This is a genomic window from Egbenema bharatensis FJBBOT/2019 (assembly GCF_048077055.1).
GTDB classification, from domain to species: Bacteria; Cyanobacteriota; Cyanobacteriia; order Elainellales; family Elainellaceae; genus Egbenema; species Egbenema bharatensis.
Genome location: NZ_CP182236.1, coordinates 3082501 through 3098858 on the forward strand (window position 1 = coordinate 3082501; position 16358 = coordinate 3098858).

The window sequence follows — 16358 nt, forward strand, 5'->3', positions numbered from 1 at the left end:
AACATATTCGATCAAAAAAATTCGGGAATTCCGAAAACCTCCTCACAGCAATCACTTCAGCTCTTCTCCCAACTCATCTCACACCCCCCTTCTCCAAACTCATTAAAGCTTCTTTCTGTCAATCCGGTTTTCTCTCCCCTGACCGTACATGATCTGAACCTGATTCTGATCGCAGTACTGGAGCAGTACTGGATAGGATTGGGAATCCTACAAAGCTTTATGCGTCTGACAGACTAGAAAAAATTTGCTCGATCGCCTGCCTGGCTTTTTGGTCTAAACGTTGCCAATCCACATCATTGCCTTCCTGATTGATCAGACTGGTATCGATTTCAACCACTAAGTCTTTGTCTAGGGCGTTGAGCACAGGGCTGTAGTTTCGGAAGCAAATCTGGTAGCAAAGTTGCCAGATATCGATCGTTACCCTATGTTCGTTACGCTCCAGACAGAGCTGATAGCCTGGATAGGGGCTGGGCAGGGTATCCAGTCTGCTCTGAATTTCCGCAGCTTCCTGGGGGGTTGCGGTTACCAACTGTTTTTGTAGTTCAACCACCAGTGCTTTTGTTTCTTCAGGGGTTCCTTCGGCCCATACCTGAATATCAGTGTAAGTACCCTTCCAATTGGTCTGCTCCAACTGCTTACCAATGTTGTCAATAATCCGAATAAAGGCAGGCTGCATGATCAATTCAGCTTGTTGCCAGGAGAGCATGTTGGCGAATTTAGGCATAAGTTTTGCGGAGATATGAAACGACAGCGGACAATCTTCTTCACTTCAGGAGGCTGGTTATTGTACCAGTGGGAAAAAATGTCCGACTGGGCCTTGCCCTTTACCAATATGGAGCGCATGGTGTAGAGCATTAGTCACGTAGGTTTTAGCAGATTTGACCGCTGTAAACGGCTCTTCTCCCAACGTTAGGTTAGCCACGATCGCCGCAGATAAAGTACAGCCCGTACCATGGGTATCGGTAGTATCAACGGTTTCAGTTTTGATCACCTCCAGACGATCGCCATCAAACCAGACATCCACCCCTCTCAATTCCCCCGACATATTGCCTCCTTTAACCAGCACCGCTCTCGAGCCTAATTTGTAAATGCGTCGAGCGGCCATCTGCATATCTTCTAGAGAATTGATTTGTAGTCCACCTAACATCTGGGCTTCATACCGATTAGGCGTGAGGATGTTTGCCAGCGGAATGAGCTGAGTGCGCAGGGTATGAATCGCGTCGTTGTCAATCAACTGCATACCGGTGCGGGATACCATGACTGGATCAACCACCAATGTGGTTAAACCGACTTGTGGCAGAGTCTGAGCTACCGCAGTAATGATTTCACGGTTCAGCAACATTCCTGTTTTAACTGCTTGAATGTCAATATCCTGGGCAACTGTCATGATCTGAGCAGCCACCGCCTCAGGGGGTAGGGCATCAACTCGATCGACTCCAAGCGTGTTTTGAGCTGTGATACAGGTGAGGGCACTGGTGCCGTGAACCTTATGAAAAGCAAATGTGCGAAGATCAGCCTGAATGCCCGCACCACCACCGCTATCAGAACCAGCGATCGTCATAGCAACTGGCACGGTTTTGTTGGTTGTTGAACCCATAGGGAATATTTCACCTGCTCACTTTTGATCATCACCTACCTGCTAGATTAGCGGTTTCGGGAATGGCTGAGATCCTTCTGGTGCCACTGCTGTCTCCAAAGGTAGACTTTCCAGACGTGGAATCCTCCAGAGGGGGGATATTAGAAGGGTGGACTGTGTGAAGTTCTGAATAAGAGATCGAATTGTACTGCCGTGATCCAGTTGGCGACCTTGAAACGCTATATAGTGGGTATATCGATGTCCCAATGGTTGTTGCCCGCATTCGCTGATCGCTGCTGCTTGTATCCGAAGATTGGATGCAGGTCTTGTGGAGCGGGAAGTGGTTTAGTTCAGTTCGCCCCGTTTGAAACTAAAAGCTTGAGAAGTTGAACTGAAAATTTTGTCGATTGGATGGAGTCTGACCCATGCACTCCTCTCAACCACTAGATGCCTGGTACGGGCGTTTGATTGGGGATAATCAGCGGTATCGAATTGAACAGCACTTGGGTGGCGGTGGTATGGGGGATGTGTTCCTGGCGACTGATATGTCGTTGGGGGGGCGCGTCGCCCTGAAACTGCTGAAAGAGAAACTGGCGATCGGTGAGCTGAGGAAACGGTTTGAGCGTGAGGTTGCGGTTTGCGTTGCCCTTCGCAGTGAGCATATTGTTCAAGTCAGTGACTATGGAGTCACACCTGAAGGGTATCCGTTCTATGTCATGGAGTATTTGAACGGACAAACGCTGCGGCAATTGTTGCGGAGTGAACCATTACTGTCTGTTGAGCGGGCGGTGCAAATTGTGGTGCAAGTCTGCGATGGGTTAAACCTGGCTCATCGGGGCGTGATCTTGTCTGCTTCAGGCACCCATGACACCCGTGGTCGCAATGGGGATCAAGTCAAAATTGTTCACCGCGATCTCAAACCAGACAATATTTTTCTAGTGCCGACTGCCCTGGGCGAGCTAGTCAAAATTTTGGATTTTGGCATTGCCAAGTTGCGGAGCGAGCAACCAGAGCACACGATCGCCACCACAATGTTCCTGGGCACGTACCGCTATGCAGCCCCGGAGCAGTTGGAAATTGAGCAGGACTTAGATGAACGAGCGGATATCTACAGTCTGGGAATGATTCTGTATGAAATGCTGAGTGGGACGGATCCCTTTGGGCTGGGGATGTCCCCAACTCCTGTCAGTGGAGTGACCTGGGCAGTTGCGCATTGCTCTAAACCTCCCATCCCCCTGCGGCAACAACCTGGATGTGCAGATATTTCACCTTCCCTGGAAGCGATCGTGATGCGCTGTTTGCATAAATCCCCCAGCGATCGGTTCTCCTCGGTGAATGAGTTGCAAAGGGCCCTGCGAGCAGCAATTCACCTCCCGCTTGATTCATCTTCAGAAACCGATGCAACCCGTCTGGTGGTTACAGCCGATACAACGGCCCATATAAATGCGACGGATTGGGGTACGACTGGTTTGGGTACGACTGATTTAGGTACAAGCTCCATCACCTCTGCGACCCAGGATCTGACTCCCACGGTGCTCCGAGCAGAATACAAAACCGTATTTGATAGCCCAGTCAATCGGTTCAAACTGTTCCGCAACCCTGTTTCCCTGGTGGTGGTGGTAGGGCTAACGGCGGTCTGCCTGGGCTTTGGGGTTCATTATGTGTCCCAATCCTCCACGGTTTCTGGCTTGTTCCCTGAAGCGATCGCAGAGGGTGCAGGTGCTTCAGAGGATTTAGAACATTCTGGTAATCCAGACCGATCGCCAGTTCAATCCGCGCCAATGGCTGGCATAACCTCAGGCAGTGCTTCGGGAGCGATCGAGGTCTCTTCTGCCCTTGTTAAATCTCTGGCAGGCCATTCAGACACGGTTTGGGCGGTTGCGCTGGCTCCGGATGATCAAACCATTGTCAGCGGAGGATTTGATGCAAGCATCAAGCTGTGGGATTTGCCAACGGGAACCCACCGGACTCTTTTAGGGCACTCCGATGCTGTGCGGAGCGTTGCCATCACTCCGAATGGGAAAACCCTGGTGAGCGGCAGTTCCGATACCACGATCAAGCTCTGGGATTTGCCAACCAGAGAATTACTGCAAACGCTCTCTGGGCACTCTGGGCCAATCTGGTCTGTTGCGGTTAGTGCAGATGGGCAAACGATCGCCAGTGGCAGCTATGACGGCACAGTGCGGGTCTGGGATCTGCCAACCGGGCAACTGATTCACACCTTACCCGAACACTATGACTCGGTTTGGTCTGTTGCCATCAGTCCCGATGGGGAAACCCTGGTGAGCGGCAGCTATGACGGCACCGCAAAAATCTGGAACCTGCGCACAGGGGAATTGATTCGATCGCTGTCTCGACATTCAGAACCCGTGCGATCGGTGGCAATTAGCCCCAACGGTCAGCTTTTAGCTACTGCCAGTTGGGACAAGACGGTCAAAATCTGGAATTTACAAACGGGAGAGCTGGTTCACACCTTAGAGGGGCATAGCGATCGCGTGATTTCCGTTGCCTTCAGTCCCTCTGGGGAAATGCTGGCCAGTGGTAGCCTCGATCGCACGATTAATCTCTGGAACCTCGCTGCGGGAACCCATCATCAAACTCTGTTTGGGCACTCAGATTGGGTCGTTGCAGTTGCCTTTGGTTTAAACGGGAAAACCTTGGTAAGCGGCAGCAAAGACCAGACGGTGAATCTCTGGCGATGGTGATTCAGTGGAATGGATCAAGGGGTAGTGGGATAATTGGGGCGATGACTGGCTCATTGCGTCATAACCATCATTGCGTCACCATGATCATTGCGTCACCATGATCATTGCGTCACCATGATCATTGCGTCACCATGATCATTGCTTCATAACCATCATTGCCTCATAACGGTGGACAACGCCTGTTTCTGAGTTGACCGATCGCCAGTGACGATCATCTGCACCCGATCGGGGGCGATCGTAACGCCACGACGAATGGGACGGGCAGGGCGACTGGTTGCCAGAGTAAGACCATACTGAGACAGAATCGTTGCCAGAACCAGCTTCATTTCAAACAGGGCAAAGGCTGCCCCAATACAGCGACGGTGGCTGCCCCCAAAGGGAAAATACTCAAACGGAGAAAATTGCCGTTCCAGAAAGCGTTCCGGTTTGAATTGCTGAGGATTGGGGTAAACATCCTCTCGCTGATGGGCCAGATAAATGCAGGGAACCAGATAGGTTTCTGCCCCAAACTCGTAGTCCATCACTCGAATCGGGGCTTTGGTAATCCGCAGTTCCGTGATGAAGCCAACCGGATAAATCCGCAATGTTTCCGAACAAACAGCATTGAGATAGGGCAAACGGGCGATCGTCATGGGATCGAAGGGGGGCTGCAAGCCATCCAACTCTGCCAAAAGCTTTTCTTTGACTGACGGCAAACGATGAATCCAATACAAAGCCCAGGTGATTGCGGTTGCAGTGGTTTCATGTCCTGCCACCAGCAATGTGAGCAACTCATCACGCAGTTCTTGATCAGTCATAGACTGCCCCTCTGCATCCTTTGCCGACAATAGCATCGACAGAATATCAGTTCGAGACGGATCCGGATGAGCACGGCGATCGTGGATTTCGGCATAGAGCAATTGATCGATCCTTTCTTTCAGCCGAATGAATCGACCACCTGGACTCCAGGCTCCAAAATCCTGCTGTAATACGGGAAAAAATGCCGTTGCGAACCCAAAACGACTGGTGGTGTAATCTAGCAGGGTTCCAATTTCCTGGGTTAACTGCTGGAGCCGATCGCCTTCTCGCAAGCCAAACACCGCCTGTAAAATCGTTTGCAGCGAAATTTCTTGCATATGAGGACGCACGGCAAAGGGTTGCCCAACCTGCCACTGATGAGTGACTTCCTCCGTAATCTGGACAATGAGCTGACCATAAGCCCTCATCCGCTCGCCGTGAAAGGGAGGGAGAAGCAGTTGGCGTTGGCGTTGGTGGCGTTCACCATCCAGCAGCAGAATGGAATGATCACCCAGGGTAGACCGCAAAATCCAGTTGCCTCGCCCCGAATCAAATAGGTTGGGATTGGCAGTAAAAATGGTTTCGATCGCCTGCGGATGGCTGAGAAATACTAACTTGGGCAAATTACCAAAGGGGATAGCAAAACAATCCCCGTAGCGTTTGGCACATTCATCTAGAAATGGCAATGGGCGGATGATCCACTGCATCAAATTCCAGAGTGTGGATGTTTGCGGGGAAGGGGGGGCTTTCATTGAGTTCCTCCAAGCTGTAGAAGATGAGGATTAAATCTAAAAGGTAGCAGGCTGTCCCCCTGGCTTGCCCCTAACAGGCTAGAGAGATGATCGATTGGAAGATGAGAAACGGGTTGAATAAGCCACATCAAACGCACCGATCGCTGTCTTTAATTCTGCAAGTTTCTTCAAGGCTTGTCCACTGGTCAAAAGACTGCGGGCATCCGCAAAGCCTGTTTCTAAGCTGGAACAAAGACCGCACTGCCAGAGGTAAAAGCCTGCATTCCACACAACCGCTTCCATCAGTTCACAGGGCATCCCTTGAAGGACTTGCTGCATCTGAGCCAACAATTCTGAGGTGGATAGCAAGGGTACTTCTTCCCCAGCAAAACCATAGTCGCGGGGATGTAAATGCAATCTTGTAAAGGTCGGATCGGTGGCTGGGTGATTCACGCCAACGATGCAAGTTCGATCGCGGGGCAAATCACAGCTACCTTCCAGCCCCTTCACCGTCATAAACCGATGGACTCCCCGTAGTGCAAAAGCAGTTTGGGCCATTCCTTCGGTCGGTGGATGAACAAACCCAGACACCACAATGCTTTCCCCCGCATAGGGACACCAAAATAGTTCGATCGTGGCAAAGGGAGGACGTTTACCAATCTGCTCCCGGTAGGGCACCAAACCTTCAGCCAAAGGAAAATGATTCGGTAAATAGACAAACCCCAGCCGCGTTTGCTCAAACACCTGTTGCGTTTGTTCCAGGGCTAATCCCGTCCAGTCTACACCTAACCCCTGCCATAGTTCCGCTAAAGGCAAACCCTCCTTCGTGGGCATCCGTCGTCCACCGTGCAGCACCACCGGACAACCGGCAGCCGTCAAAATCAAAGTAGTAAGAGGGCTGACTGGGGCCGTACGCGATCGTCCATCGTAGGGAATTCCCAGCACCAGGGTTGGACAATCGGCTGCGATCGGCTGGAGGCATGGGCCAAGTTGCTCGTAAGCATCCAGCATTCCCGCCAACTCTTCTCCTGTGGGTCGCTTAATGCGATGGGCAATCATAAACGCCCCAATCTGAGCCGGGGTCGCTTCCTGAAGCAGCATCATCCGGGTGGCAAGGGCAGCTTCCTCACGAGACAGGTCTTTGCTTGTATGAGAACCACTGCCAACTTTGCGGAGAAGGTCACGGAAGGCATTACTCATTGGAAAAACACGATGAAAAATAGTGGATAGGTAGCCAATGCCAGGTCATGGGTGCCCAGACGTAGATGCGGACAGCGGAGAACCTCTCAGGGCAGTTTGCTGCAACTGCTTCACCACCCCCTCTAACACCAGCTGGCGGAACCGCTGAATCGGCGGGATTTCTAATCGATCCTGGGTAGTTACCAGGACAACTTGACGCTTCAAGGTAGGTTCTTCCGTCGGTCGAATCGCCAGGGTCGGATCGTTTTGCATTTCCAAAAGAGCCGACTGGGGCAACAAAGCAATCAGTTCACCCTGACGCACCATGCCGCGAAATCCATCTAAGGTATTGAGTTCAACAACGGGCTTGTAATCGAGAGCATTGCGCTGGAATTGTTCCTGCACCAATCGTTGCATGCCATAGCCGTCCTTGAAAACCACTTGAGGATAATGGGCTAGCGCACGCCAAGCGACCTGCTCAGAATGGGTTAAGGGATGATTTGCAGACATGAGTACTTCGATCGACTCCTCAAAGAGCAAATCCACCACCATTTCAGGGCTGGCTGTCATAAAGCGATTGTTCATCACGATCGCCATGTCCACCAATCCATCCCGGAGTACCTTCAAAGCTCGATCGCTGCCCAGGGACGTAACCCGGAGTTGAACCGCAGGATAGTCTTGACAAAATTGTTGTAAAACGGGGGGCAAATACTGAGCAGAAATGGAATGGATCGCGGCCACGCAGAGTTCTGGCTGCTTACCCTCCAATAATTCCGTCAGTTCGGTCATTGCCGTTTGCCATTCCTGACAAATTTTTCGAGCGCGGGGGAGAAACCGCTCCCCTGCAACGGTTAATTTCGCCTGGGAGGTACGGTGAAATAACGGTAATCCAAGCTCTGCTTCCAATCCCTGGATCTGGCGGCTAATGGTAGATTGTGTGACTTGACACTGCTTTGTTGCCTGCTGAAAGCTTCCAGTTTCAGCCACCGCTAAAAACGCTTGTAACTGTTCTAGGCGCATAACGTCAATCCAGCCTGTGGGATAGGAGCAAAAACCGAGCAAGTTGCCACTGGTATCGCTAAGGTACGGGAATTAGAGCAGCGGCTTAGTATAGCACGATACTTTTAATCCGCCTATGAGGGAAGCCTGACCAGCCTGAACGCTAGCCGTCAAGCCGTCTTTGTCAGTTCAGTCTGAGTCAGTTTTGCCAGTTCAGTCTGAGTCAGTCTGAGTCAGTTCAGTCTGATTGGGAGCCTCTGGTCAATCTGCTCCCGGTAAATTTTCCAGCATCTCCCGAGTGCGCGACGGAATCCCTGCATCCGGCAACTCCCAGTACTGCACCCGTTCCCGCAGCCTGCCCTCCGTTTGCCACTGCTCGATCGCCCGATTCACTTGTTGGCGCAAACTGTCATACTGCAATCCTCTGGGCATCGCCACTGCCAATGCCTCCGCCGACAGCAAAATCGGTACCAGTCGATAGGAAGGATACTCCTGGGCCCAACCCGTTAGCACACTGGCATCGGCTGCAAATGCAACTGCCTGATCCATATCCAGTAATGCTTTAGCTGCTTCATAGGAATCAACGCCCACAAGCTGGGCCGTGGGAAGGTGGGAGCGCACGATGGCGATCGTGTTCGAGTCGTTGAGTACTGCAATCGTTTGGTGCTGGAAATCGCTGAGTCGCTGTAAAGAGCCACTCCGGGTAATGAATGCTGTGCCGTCAAAATAATAGGGCTGGCTAAAATCCACCAGACGCGATCGAGACACGGTAAAAGTGAGCCGCGCCACAACTAAATCCACTTCATCGTTTAGTAAAGCCGAAAGTCGATCCTGATTTGCCAACGGCTGAAGCATAACCGCTTGAGCATCACCCAATATCCTCTCGGCCAGCCAGTGGGCTAGATCAATCTCCAACCCAACTAACTCGCCTGCTGGATCAGTAAAGCCCAGAGGACGGAGATTATCCTTCACGCCAACAATCAGATACCCTCTCCGCTGAATTTCGGATAACTCAGCCCCCTCAGCCGCCGGAACCCTGCCACCCAGTACACTCAGCAGCGATAGTCCAAGGGTCAGGACAACCCACCAGGATATTTGCTGTCTCAGCTTTTGCTGTCCCAAACGGTTATAGGGCATACCCGAACCTTACATAAAAACAACAATTGGGGCGAAATCACCTTTCGCCCCCACCGTTAAAACTATGCATTGCTATTTACCGCGAAAATCCCGCGATCGCCCTTGTGATTCACAGGATCGATCGCTGAGCACTCGTCTTATGCGTTGCTAGCTAACTCAACAACTTTGCTGAATCCAGCCGGATCAAGCACAGCCATTTGGGCCAACATTTTGCGGTTGATTTGAACATCGGCTTTCTTCAAACCACCCATCAGCTTGCTGTAGCTCAAACCATGTTGCCGAGCCGCAGCATTAATTCGAGTGATCCACAAACGGCGAAAATCCCGCTTGCGTTTGCGGCGATCGCGGTAGGCATTCCGCAGAGCCTTCATGACCTGCTGATTAGCGGTACGAAACAGGCGAGAGTGAGATCCGCGAAATCCCTTCGCCAGTTTTAGAATTTTTTTGCGACGCTTGCGGGCAACATTACCACGCTTCACACGAGTCATAGGACTATTTCCTTATCGGTTCTAACTATGGTTTGACGATGTTTGAGACGATGTTTGATTGAAGGCTCAGACTGGATTGAGAATTAGAGGTAGGGAAGCATCAGCTCCACGTTTTCAGCATCGCGTTCGTTAACAACAGCAAGTCCGGTAATCCGACGCTTGCGTTCAGAAGACTTGTGCTGAAGGAGGTGGTTTTTAAATGCCTTCCGCCGCATAATCTTCCCACTTCCACTCCGAGAGAAACGTTTTGCAGCAGCTTTGCGGCTCTTAAGCTTAGGCATGGCGATCAATTTCTAGTTTTTAAGCACAGTCTATAATAATAGACCCTTACAACCATTTTTTGCAACCGCTTTGCTCGGAATTCTAAGATTCAAGATCCCCAGATTGTCTGCCTGGTTCTCTAATATCTGGTTGTCTATATAAAATCCTACCTTGAACGCGGAAACTGCACCTTTACAGGAGTTTCCCTACTGTAGGCATGGATCGATTTCCGTAGTGCAGGCATCTTGCCTGACAATGAAAGATAAGTCATGCAAATGCAACTGGTTGACTGACAAATCTTTTCCCCTCATCCCTAAATCCCTTCTCCCACAAGGGGCGAAGGGACTTCAACTCAAAAATCTGGCTCGGAAGCCCCTCGCCTGCTCTGGGAGAGGGGTTGGGGTGAGGGCAGTTCGACTTTTGTCAGTCAATCAGCCCAATTCCTATGCCTTAGCAACCATACTCAGCCTTGTAAGCTAGTACACTAAAACTATTTGTTTTTGCGTTCAGCTTTATCCTACTTCATTCTTCATTTATGTCCTACGATTGGCTTACTGCCAGCCACTTCATCATGTTTGGGCTGCTGATTGGGTTTGCGTTCATCCACAGTGGTCTTGCCGCGTTGCGCTCCTGGGGTGAGGCACGCCTTGGGGCACGTTTCTACCGAGTCCTGTTTGCCCTGGCCAGTCTTCCCGCAGCAACCGTGTTGATTATCTACTTTATTAACCATCGATACGATGGACTGCGCCTGTGGAACCTTCAAGGATTACCGGGAGTAGAACCGATCGTCTGGGGGCTATCTGCAATCTCCTTTCTATTTCTCTACCCTGCAACGTTCAATTTGCTGGAAATCGCAGCAGTCCAAAAGCCTCAGGTGCATCTTTATGAAACGGGGATCATCCGCATCACGCGCCATCCCCAGATGGTAGGGCAAGTGATCTGGTGTGTGGCTCATCTCCTCTGGGTGGGCACCAGTTTTATGCTTGTGACCTCCCTGGGATTGATCCTGCACCATTTGTTTGGGGTATGGCATGGCGATCGTCGTTTGAGCTTGCGGTATGGTGAAGCCTTCGCAGTTGTCAGGGATCGCACATCAATTATTCCATTCCTGGCAATCCTTCACGGTCGCCAAACCCTTGTCCTGAAAGAGTTTCTCCGTCCTGCCTACGGAGGAGTAGCTGGTTTTGTCTTGCTGTTTTGGTGGCTTCATCCCCTATTAATTCGTGCAACAGGGAACATAGGCTGGTAGCATGATCCCAAAGTTTGAATTAAGTATTTGCAAAATTGGTAAGAATAATGTCACTGACGGTTGATCAAACCACATTTAATCAAGAGGTTTTAGGCGCGTCTGTTCCAGTTCTAGTCAGTTTCTGGGCCCCTTGGTGCGGCGTTTGCCGGATGGTCAGTCCGGTGCTGCTCGAATTACAGACGCAATGGCAAGGACAAATTAAGCTGGTTAATGTCAATGCTGACGAAAATTTAAGGTTGGCGAATACCTATCGGCTCAAAAACTTGCCAACCATCATCTTGTTCGATCGAGGCAGCGTTCAATGTCGCTTTGAAGATTTTCAGAGCCGCGATGATTTTCGTAATGCAGCCAAAAATCTGCATTTCAGCCTGGAGACGTTGTTACTACAGCAAGGTTGCTCCGCTTCGGCCTGAACGCTCGGTATCAAAACAGCAAATCTAACCCGGACTCGCGTAAATCAACGGTGTGCAAGTGTCCCTGGGATGCGTGCCAGGTTGCAATCAATAAGCTGTGAGGAGAAACCCAGGTAAGAGCCGTGATCGGCAGATCCGTTTGCAGTTTTCCCAGGTGTCGTCCTTCTCGATCGAGGGCGACGATCGTTCCCTGCTGGTTTGAAAAAAGGTAGCCCCAGGGGGTTGCCACGAGTTCGTCCGGTACAATTTCCACGCCCAGCCGCGAAATTCGATAGGGTTTCAGATCAATCAAGAGTACCGAATTCAGATTTTGGCGATCGACCGCCATCAGTTGATCAGGAATCAGGGTCAACACAAATTTGCTGCCTAGGACTGGCAGATTCAATGTCCCTACCGCAGTTCCCCGGCGAGTAAACACTTTGACGATCGTACCTGGGGTAGCTTTGTCCTGCGCGGTTTGGGATGCAGGCGGAATGGACTCAGCAATGACGGCAACGTGGCTATTATCCAATACCAAAAGCTGAAGGGATGAAATCTGATATCCCTTGAGCGGAATCTTGATGGGATGAGGGGCTAACCAAAAGCGCGAACCGTCGCCCGGCAATGCCTGAAATTGAAGCGTTCCCATTGCAGTAGCCGGATCGGTTGTTGGATCAACCGTCAGAATCGCCATCCATCGCCCCGCAGGCTCGATCGCCACGCTGATATTTTGCAGGTTTGGGGCAAATTCAAGGATGGGTTGAAAGTCTGACTTCAGTGGTGTTTGATCCGTTGAGGCGAGGGAGGGAATGAGTCCGATCGATCGCTGGGTCATCACAAAGCAGCCCTGCGATCGGGGAAAAACTGCCTGAATCGGGGGGTGAGTTGTCACCGTTTGTGGTTTTGCAACCGGAAAATCCGCCAGTATAGGAGTTGATTTCAGCACTAACCCCGCCGTTGCATCTGGCTCAAAGATGCGGAGTGAAATCTGCGATTCTGCCACTCCATAAAGATAGGTGGATGGCGTAGCTGCTTGCAGTTGAACAGGCTGTGCGGCTAACTTTGTCAGGGGAGCTTCCAGAAATTCTTGGTGTTGGGAGCGTAAGGGCAGCGTAAAAACTGAAATCGGCTGTAAAAGTGGATGATCAGACATCTGGCGATCGAGCCAGGAACCAGACCCTTCCGTTGTGGCGATCAATTGCAGGGCAGCCAGCATTTCCTTCGCGGAACGAAAGCGACGAGCGGATAGTTTTTGCAGAGCAGTCAACAGAAACGAATGCCAGATCGCTGGAATGGTATCGGGAATCTGCACCGGACGATTCAGGTGCGCCGACATTAACTCCGTGGGTGTGCCAGAGAAAGGACGATAGCCAGCCAGTAACTCAAACAGAAGAATCCCCACTGCATACAAATCAGAAGTGAGTGAGTATTGGCCATAAAACCGCTCTGGAGCCATATAAGCCGGAGAACCAGTATTACCAGCATCCTGCTCGTTGAGTTCCTGACTGAGGCGAGCAATCCCAAAATCGGAAATGCGGGCAATCCATCCCGTCGGAGTTACACTGAGCAGAATATTTTCTGGCTTAATATCACAGTGAACGACTCCGCGCTGATGGGCATGCTCCAGCCCTGCCAGAATATCGGCAACCAGCTTCAAACTCTGCGATCGATTCAGGTAAACATCCTCCATCATCAAGCTGCGCAGGGTTCCCCCCTCACAGTAGTCCATCACCAGACACCGACCAGATGCAGTTTGCTCCAGAGCCTGACAGGTGACGATGTTGGGATGCTGTAAACTCAGTAAGATCCGCAGTTCCCGCAGAAACTTGTGGGTAGGAAAACGCTGTCGTTCCAGGCTTTTCAGCGCGACTAACTTACCCGTCCGTCGATGTACCGCACAAAAGACGCGGCCAAACTGCCCTTGCCCAACCAGACCGAGGAGCCGATACTTTGAATGCTTTAACTCAGTTCCCAGGTAGCTTGACACGATGGGGGGAGGGATGGGAGCGGCAGTTGGAGATACTGGCAGCAGATGGAAAGCCCAAACTGTGAAGGCACTGAAGCCAAAATCAATGATTCTGGAACAACAGAGCCCATCCTGATTGACTTTTCACCGTCTTGTAGAGTCCAAACCGGAAAGTAGACTTACTGACACAATTCTCGCATGATCGCGTCATGATCCAGGTTGGTCACCATCGTTTCAGCCGCCTCTAAACGTTTGGGAAGTCCCAGAACAAAATGATTACACTCTGCCTGTAGGGATTCACAAGTAGTCTGAATGCAGTGTAGATCGCGCCCAGTGATATGGCTAAAAAAGGCAGATAGCACTCCTGCCTCCAGATAGCACACAGGATGCTTCCAGTTTGGAGCCAGTTTGGCAAAGGGAGAATTCCAGGTTTTAACCACCAGGAAACCTCGATGCTGGTAGGTTTGATCAATATCCAATTTACCCCAGCCATGGGTAATCCAGCACTGCTGCAAGCTTTGCAAAAACTCGACCATCGCCATATCCGCCGTTGACACATTGTAATAATCCGTCAACTGCTCACAAAAACGGGTGTAGAAGCTTCTACCCCACCAGCGACCACAATTAAACAGCACCAGACGGGTAGCTTGCCCAGTTTCCTTATCCAGGCCGGAGTAAATCGCTTGAATCAAGGTTTCTGGTAAAGCCAGGAGCCGATCGCCCTGACGATTTTCCAGCAAGCCCATTTCCAGATCGCCCCGGACATAGGCATCAACGGCAAAGTAGTTACCGGGAATTCGGTTATCAACAAGTAAATCAGCGACGGAGATCATAGGTAGGGAGTGGGGAGTAGGGAGTAGAGAGTGGGGAATGGGGAGTGGGGAGTGGGGAGTGGGAGCGTGTTTGTCAGACGGCAGGAAACTGGAGCTTACCAGTGGGCTTACCAGCCGATTGCAGCACCGTTGACTGATTCGGTCGCAGTCGGAGAACTTTGAGCACTATAGACGAGCTTAAGCATAGGGGTGAGGTGGCGCATTTGTGAGGCTCCCAGCACTTCCGTTAGCCGCTGGTTGAGTAAGCGATGGAGCAGATGATCAATTTTTTCAGTGTTATACACCTTGGCAGCCTGGCTGACCCAATCGAGAAATCGCTTTTTGACTAAAGTTTCATCATTGAGCAACATTCCCATGCTGCAATAGCGCAACATCAACAGAGCATTTTTGATACAGCGTTCCAGACTATCCTGGTTTTCCTGGGGCAGTTGGGATTGCAATTGATCCGCAACCCATTGCATAATTTCGAGTTCTCGATCGCGCAAGTTGCGATACGTTTCCAATCGCTCTGGAAGTGACTCGACATATTGAGTGACACACTGTAGCTCCTCCGGTTTGAGGTAGCGAGCTTCAGCATTGTCAAAAATCTGATCGATCGTTGGATGCATAGTTAGAAAGGGTTAGGGGTGAGGGGTGGGGTAGGGAGTCAGGGGCAGGGGAAGGAGTCAGGGGTGGGGGAAGGAAGGAGAGGTGGAAAGCGTTTAACCTCAGTCCACTGCTTTGCAGAAGCAAGCTACAGTCCTCAGTCCTCCCTCAGCCCTCCCCTTAAAACAGGTCTGAAAAGTCTTCCAGGGTGAAGGCATCGACGGGGTTTTGGGGAGTGGATGGCTCAGGGGGTAGGGCTGCGATCGCATTACCATCCCAATCGATCGCGGTGAAAAATTGCTTGACCGTCAGCGACAGGCTCAGAGACTGTTGCCCGTTGGATGAAGTTTGGCGGAGTTGTTGGACTTCGGGAGGATTGTCGTTCCAGTTGAAGTTGCTAAAGAATTGCCGAACGGATTGCTGCATCCAGGGGCGATCGGCATCGGAGGACTTTGAGCCGTTCGTGTGGGGTAAAACCATGCTGGTCATCGCAATACATCTCCTGTCCGCAGTCGTTTTTCAATGTCTCTGGCGGTTGCCCCTTCATTCATCCAGAAAGCGGCTGCATCAATGCGATCCTGTCCACCGAGCAAGAATTTGCAGTAGGTTTCACCCATCGAGTAACACTGAATTTCAATGCAGCTCAATTGTTTCTTGACCAGTTCCGTAAAAAAGCCTGCAAACAAGCCGGCATAGAGATAACAAACGGGTTTACCCACATCGCCTAACGTCCGCGCTACCGCAGAGTCGAAGATGTTGATAAACATAAATCCCTGCTTCCGATCGCCCATATCCACTTCCCAGCGACCCCAGCCCTGCGATGTGAAGGGCCACCACCAGGTTTCTAACAGGAATAGCAGATTGGTTTGGCGTACGCCGCGATCGAATTCTTTTTCAAACCACTTTTCAAAGAAGAAGGCATCTTTCTGGCCCCATTCACAGCCGATCGTATACATGGTGGCGGCTGAAGCTTCGCCCACTTCTTCTTCCAGACCTTCTACTAAACCAATGATGAAATCTTCTGTGGTCAAAATGTTCTGGCTACCGTTCCAGTCCACAATGGTTCCTTTCTCAGGATCAAACTGAAAAAAATCTCGGAATCCGTAATGATTATGTTTTTTAGGATTTTTCCGTTGAGCAGGATGGGAAAGTTCGGGTACAGTTGCCATAGTTTTTCTCTTGACACATTCCAGAAGGGTTTGAAGTAGAAGCCAGAGCAGAGATGAATGACTAAAGATGAATTGCCGCAGTGAATCAATCACCAGCAGTATGCGTAGATATCAGCGAACCAGAGAATTAATCGATTAAACAATTGGATTGGCAGAATTGGCAGGATTAGCAGACCAGATCATTGGCAAACCCAAATATCTTGATTGACTGACAAAAGTTGTGTGCCCTCACCCCCAACCCCTCGCCCTTTGGGAGAGGGGAGCGATTCACTTTTCCAGTTCCCTCTCCCCTCGGGAGAGGGCTAGGGTGA

General features: G+C 50.9%; 16 protein-coding genes. 3 read left to right on the top strand and 13 right to left on the bottom strand.

Going from position 1 to position 16358, the window contains the following annotated elements:
• Positions 1-217 precede the first annotated feature (217 nt).
• Both ACM1PF_RS14255 and thiD read right to left on the bottom strand, forming a co-directional pair.
• The gene (locus ACM1PF_RS14255) at positions 218-724 is read right to left on the bottom strand and encodes a hypothetical protein (RefSeq protein ID WP_416675619.1); all 507 of its coding nucleotides are present in this window, start codon (positions 722-724) and stop codon (positions 218-220) included.
• A gap of 57 nt (positions 725-781) precedes the next feature.
• Entirely contained in the window at positions 782-1597 is an 816-nt protein-coding gene (gene thiD / locus ACM1PF_RS14260) for a bifunctional hydroxymethylpyrimidine kinase/phosphomethylpyrimidine kinase (protein ID WP_416675620.1), read from the bottom strand.
• A 404-nt stretch (positions 1598-2001) separates the two neighbouring features.
• Here thiD and ACM1PF_RS14265 point away from each other — a divergent pair, with 404 nt between their 5' ends.
• A complete protein-coding gene (locus ACM1PF_RS14265) occupies positions 2002-4281 on the top strand; it encodes a WD40 repeat domain-containing serine/threonine protein kinase (RefSeq protein ID WP_416675622.1) in 2280 nt (759 codons plus the stop codon).
• Between the two features lie 152 nt (positions 4282-4433).
• Here ACM1PF_RS14265 and ACM1PF_RS14270 read toward each other — a convergent pair whose 3' ends face one another.
• The 6 genes from ACM1PF_RS14270 to rpmI all read right to left on the bottom strand — a co-directional run bounded on the left by ACM1PF_RS14270 (position 4434) and on the right by rpmI (position 9873).
• Positions 4434-5810 (bottom strand): cytochrome P450, encoded by a 1377-nt coding sequence (locus tag ACM1PF_RS14270; RefSeq protein ID WP_416675624.1) that lies wholly within the window; start codon positions 5808-5810, stop codon positions 4434-4436.
• 78 nt (positions 5811-5888) lie between these two features.
• Complete coding sequence (locus ACM1PF_RS14275) at positions 5889-6989, bottom strand: anthranilate phosphoribosyltransferase family protein (protein ID WP_416675627.1); 1101 nt, start codon at positions 6987-6989, stop codon at positions 5889-5891.
• 45 nt (positions 6990-7034) lie between these two features.
• Positions 7035-7988, bottom strand: a complete 954-nt coding sequence (locus ACM1PF_RS14280) for a LysR family transcriptional regulator (protein ID WP_416675629.1) — start codon at positions 7986-7988, stop codon at positions 7035-7037.
• A 240-nt stretch (positions 7989-8228) separates the two neighbouring features.
• Positions 8229-9104 (bottom strand): transporter substrate-binding domain-containing protein, encoded by an 876-nt coding sequence (locus tag ACM1PF_RS14285; protein ID WP_416675630.1) that lies wholly within the window; start codon positions 9102-9104, stop codon positions 8229-8231.
• A gap of 137 nt (positions 9105-9241) precedes the next feature.
• Positions 9242-9592, bottom strand: coding sequence for a 50S ribosomal protein L20 (gene rplT, locus ACM1PF_RS14290; RefSeq protein WP_416675632.1), 351 nt, complete (start codon positions 9590-9592; stop codon positions 9242-9244).
• A gap of 83 nt (positions 9593-9675) precedes the next feature.
• Positions 9676-9873: a 50S ribosomal protein L35 gene (gene rpmI, locus ACM1PF_RS14295; protein ID WP_106170131.1), complete on the bottom strand. Its 198-nt coding sequence runs from the start codon at positions 9871-9873 to the stop codon at positions 9676-9678.
• 515 nt (positions 9874-10388) lie between these two features.
• Here rpmI and ACM1PF_RS14300 point away from each other — a divergent pair.
• Positions 10389-11102 (top strand): NnrU family protein, encoded by a 714-nt coding sequence (locus ACM1PF_RS14300; RefSeq protein ID WP_416675635.1) that lies wholly within the window; start codon positions 10389-10391, stop codon positions 11100-11102.
• Between the two features lie 47 nt (positions 11103-11149).
• Complete coding sequence (locus tag ACM1PF_RS14305; protein WP_416675637.1) at positions 11150-11515, top strand: thioredoxin family protein; 366 nt, start codon at positions 11150-11152, stop codon at positions 11513-11515.
• Between the two features lie 10 nt (positions 11516-11525).
• Here the strand turns inward: ACM1PF_RS14305 and ACM1PF_RS14310 are convergent, their stop codons facing one another.
• The 5 genes from ACM1PF_RS14310 to ACM1PF_RS14330 all read right to left on the bottom strand — a co-directional run bounded on the left by ACM1PF_RS14310 (position 11526) and on the right by ACM1PF_RS14330 (position 16047).
• Positions 11526-13481, bottom strand: a complete 1956-nt coding sequence (locus ACM1PF_RS14310) for a serine/threonine-protein kinase (protein WP_416675638.1) — start codon at positions 13479-13481, stop codon at positions 11526-11528.
• A 158-nt stretch (positions 13482-13639) separates the two neighbouring features.
• Complete coding sequence (locus ACM1PF_RS14315; RefSeq protein WP_416675639.1) at positions 13640-14293, bottom strand: V4R domain-containing protein; 654 nt, start codon at positions 14291-14293, stop codon at positions 13640-13642.
• Between the two features lie 107 nt (positions 14294-14400).
• On the bottom strand, positions 14401-14901 hold the full coding sequence (locus ACM1PF_RS14320) for a hypothetical protein (RefSeq protein ID WP_416675641.1): 501 nt from the start codon (positions 14899-14901) through the stop codon (positions 14401-14403).
• 157 nt (positions 14902-15058) lie between these two features.
• Complete coding sequence (locus tag ACM1PF_RS14325; RefSeq protein WP_416675644.1) at positions 15059-15367, bottom strand: hypothetical protein; 309 nt, start codon at positions 15365-15367, stop codon at positions 15059-15061.
• A complete protein-coding gene (locus tag ACM1PF_RS14330; RefSeq protein WP_416675647.1) occupies positions 15364-16047 on the bottom strand; it encodes a V4R domain-containing protein in 684 nt (227 codons plus the stop codon). Before ACM1PF_RS14330 ends, ACM1PF_RS14325 begins: the two co-directional genes overlap by 4 nt.
• Between the last annotated feature and the right edge of the window lie 311 nt (positions 16048-16358).

Bases quoted from the DNA above. Each gene is read 5' to 3' on its own strand.
- ACM1PF_RS14255 (WP_416675619.1), bottom strand. From the start codon at position 724: ATGCCTAAATTCGCCAACATGCTCTCCTGGCAACAAGCTGAATTGATC.
- thiD (WP_416675620.1), bottom strand. From the start codon at position 1,597: ATGGGTTCAACAACCAACAAAACCGTGCCAGTTGCTATGACGATCGCT.
- ACM1PF_RS14265 (WP_416675622.1), top strand. From the start codon at position 2,002: ATGCACTCCTCTCAACCACTAGATGCCTGGTACGGGCGTTTGATTGGG.
- ACM1PF_RS14270 (WP_416675624.1), bottom strand. From the start codon at position 5,810: ATGAAAGCCCCCCCTTCCCCGCAAACATCCACACTCTGGAATTTGATG.
- ACM1PF_RS14275 (WP_416675627.1), bottom strand. From the start codon at position 6,989: ATGAGTAATGCCTTCCGTGACCTTCTCCGCAAAGTTGGCAGTGGTTCT.
- ACM1PF_RS14280 (WP_416675629.1), bottom strand. From the start codon at position 7,988: ATGCGCCTAGAACAGTTACAAGCGTTTTTAGCGGTGGCTGAAACTGGA.
- ACM1PF_RS14285 (WP_416675630.1), bottom strand. From the start codon at position 9,104: ATGCCCTATAACCGTTTGGGACAGCAAAAGCTGAGACAGCAAATATCC.
- rplT (WP_416675632.1), bottom strand. From the start codon at position 9,592: ATGACTCGTGTGAAGCGTGGTAATGTTGCCCGCAAGCGTCGCAAAAAA.
- rpmI (WP_106170131.1), bottom strand. From the start codon at position 9,873: ATGCCTAAGCTTAAGAGCCGCAAAGCTGCTGCAAAACGTTTCTCTCGG.
- ACM1PF_RS14300 (WP_416675635.1), top strand. From the start codon at position 10,389: ATGTCCTACGATTGGCTTACTGCCAGCCACTTCATCATGTTTGGGCTG.
- ACM1PF_RS14305 (WP_416675637.1), top strand. From the start codon at position 11,150: ATGTCACTGACGGTTGATCAAACCACATTTAATCAAGAGGTTTTAGGC.
- ACM1PF_RS14315 (WP_416675639.1), bottom strand. From the start codon at position 14,293: ATGATCTCCGTCGCTGATTTACTTGTTGATAACCGAATTCCCGGTAAC.
- ACM1PF_RS14320 (WP_416675641.1), bottom strand. From the start codon at position 14,901: ATGCATCCAACGATCGATCAGATTTTTGACAATGCTGAAGCTCGCTAC.
- ACM1PF_RS14325 (WP_416675644.1), bottom strand. From the start codon at position 15,367: ATGACCAGCATGGTTTTACCCCACACGAACGGCTCAAAGTCCTCCGAT.
- ACM1PF_RS14330 (WP_416675647.1), bottom strand. From the start codon at position 16,047: ATGGCAACTGTACCCGAACTTTCCCATCCTGCTCAACGGAAAAATCCT.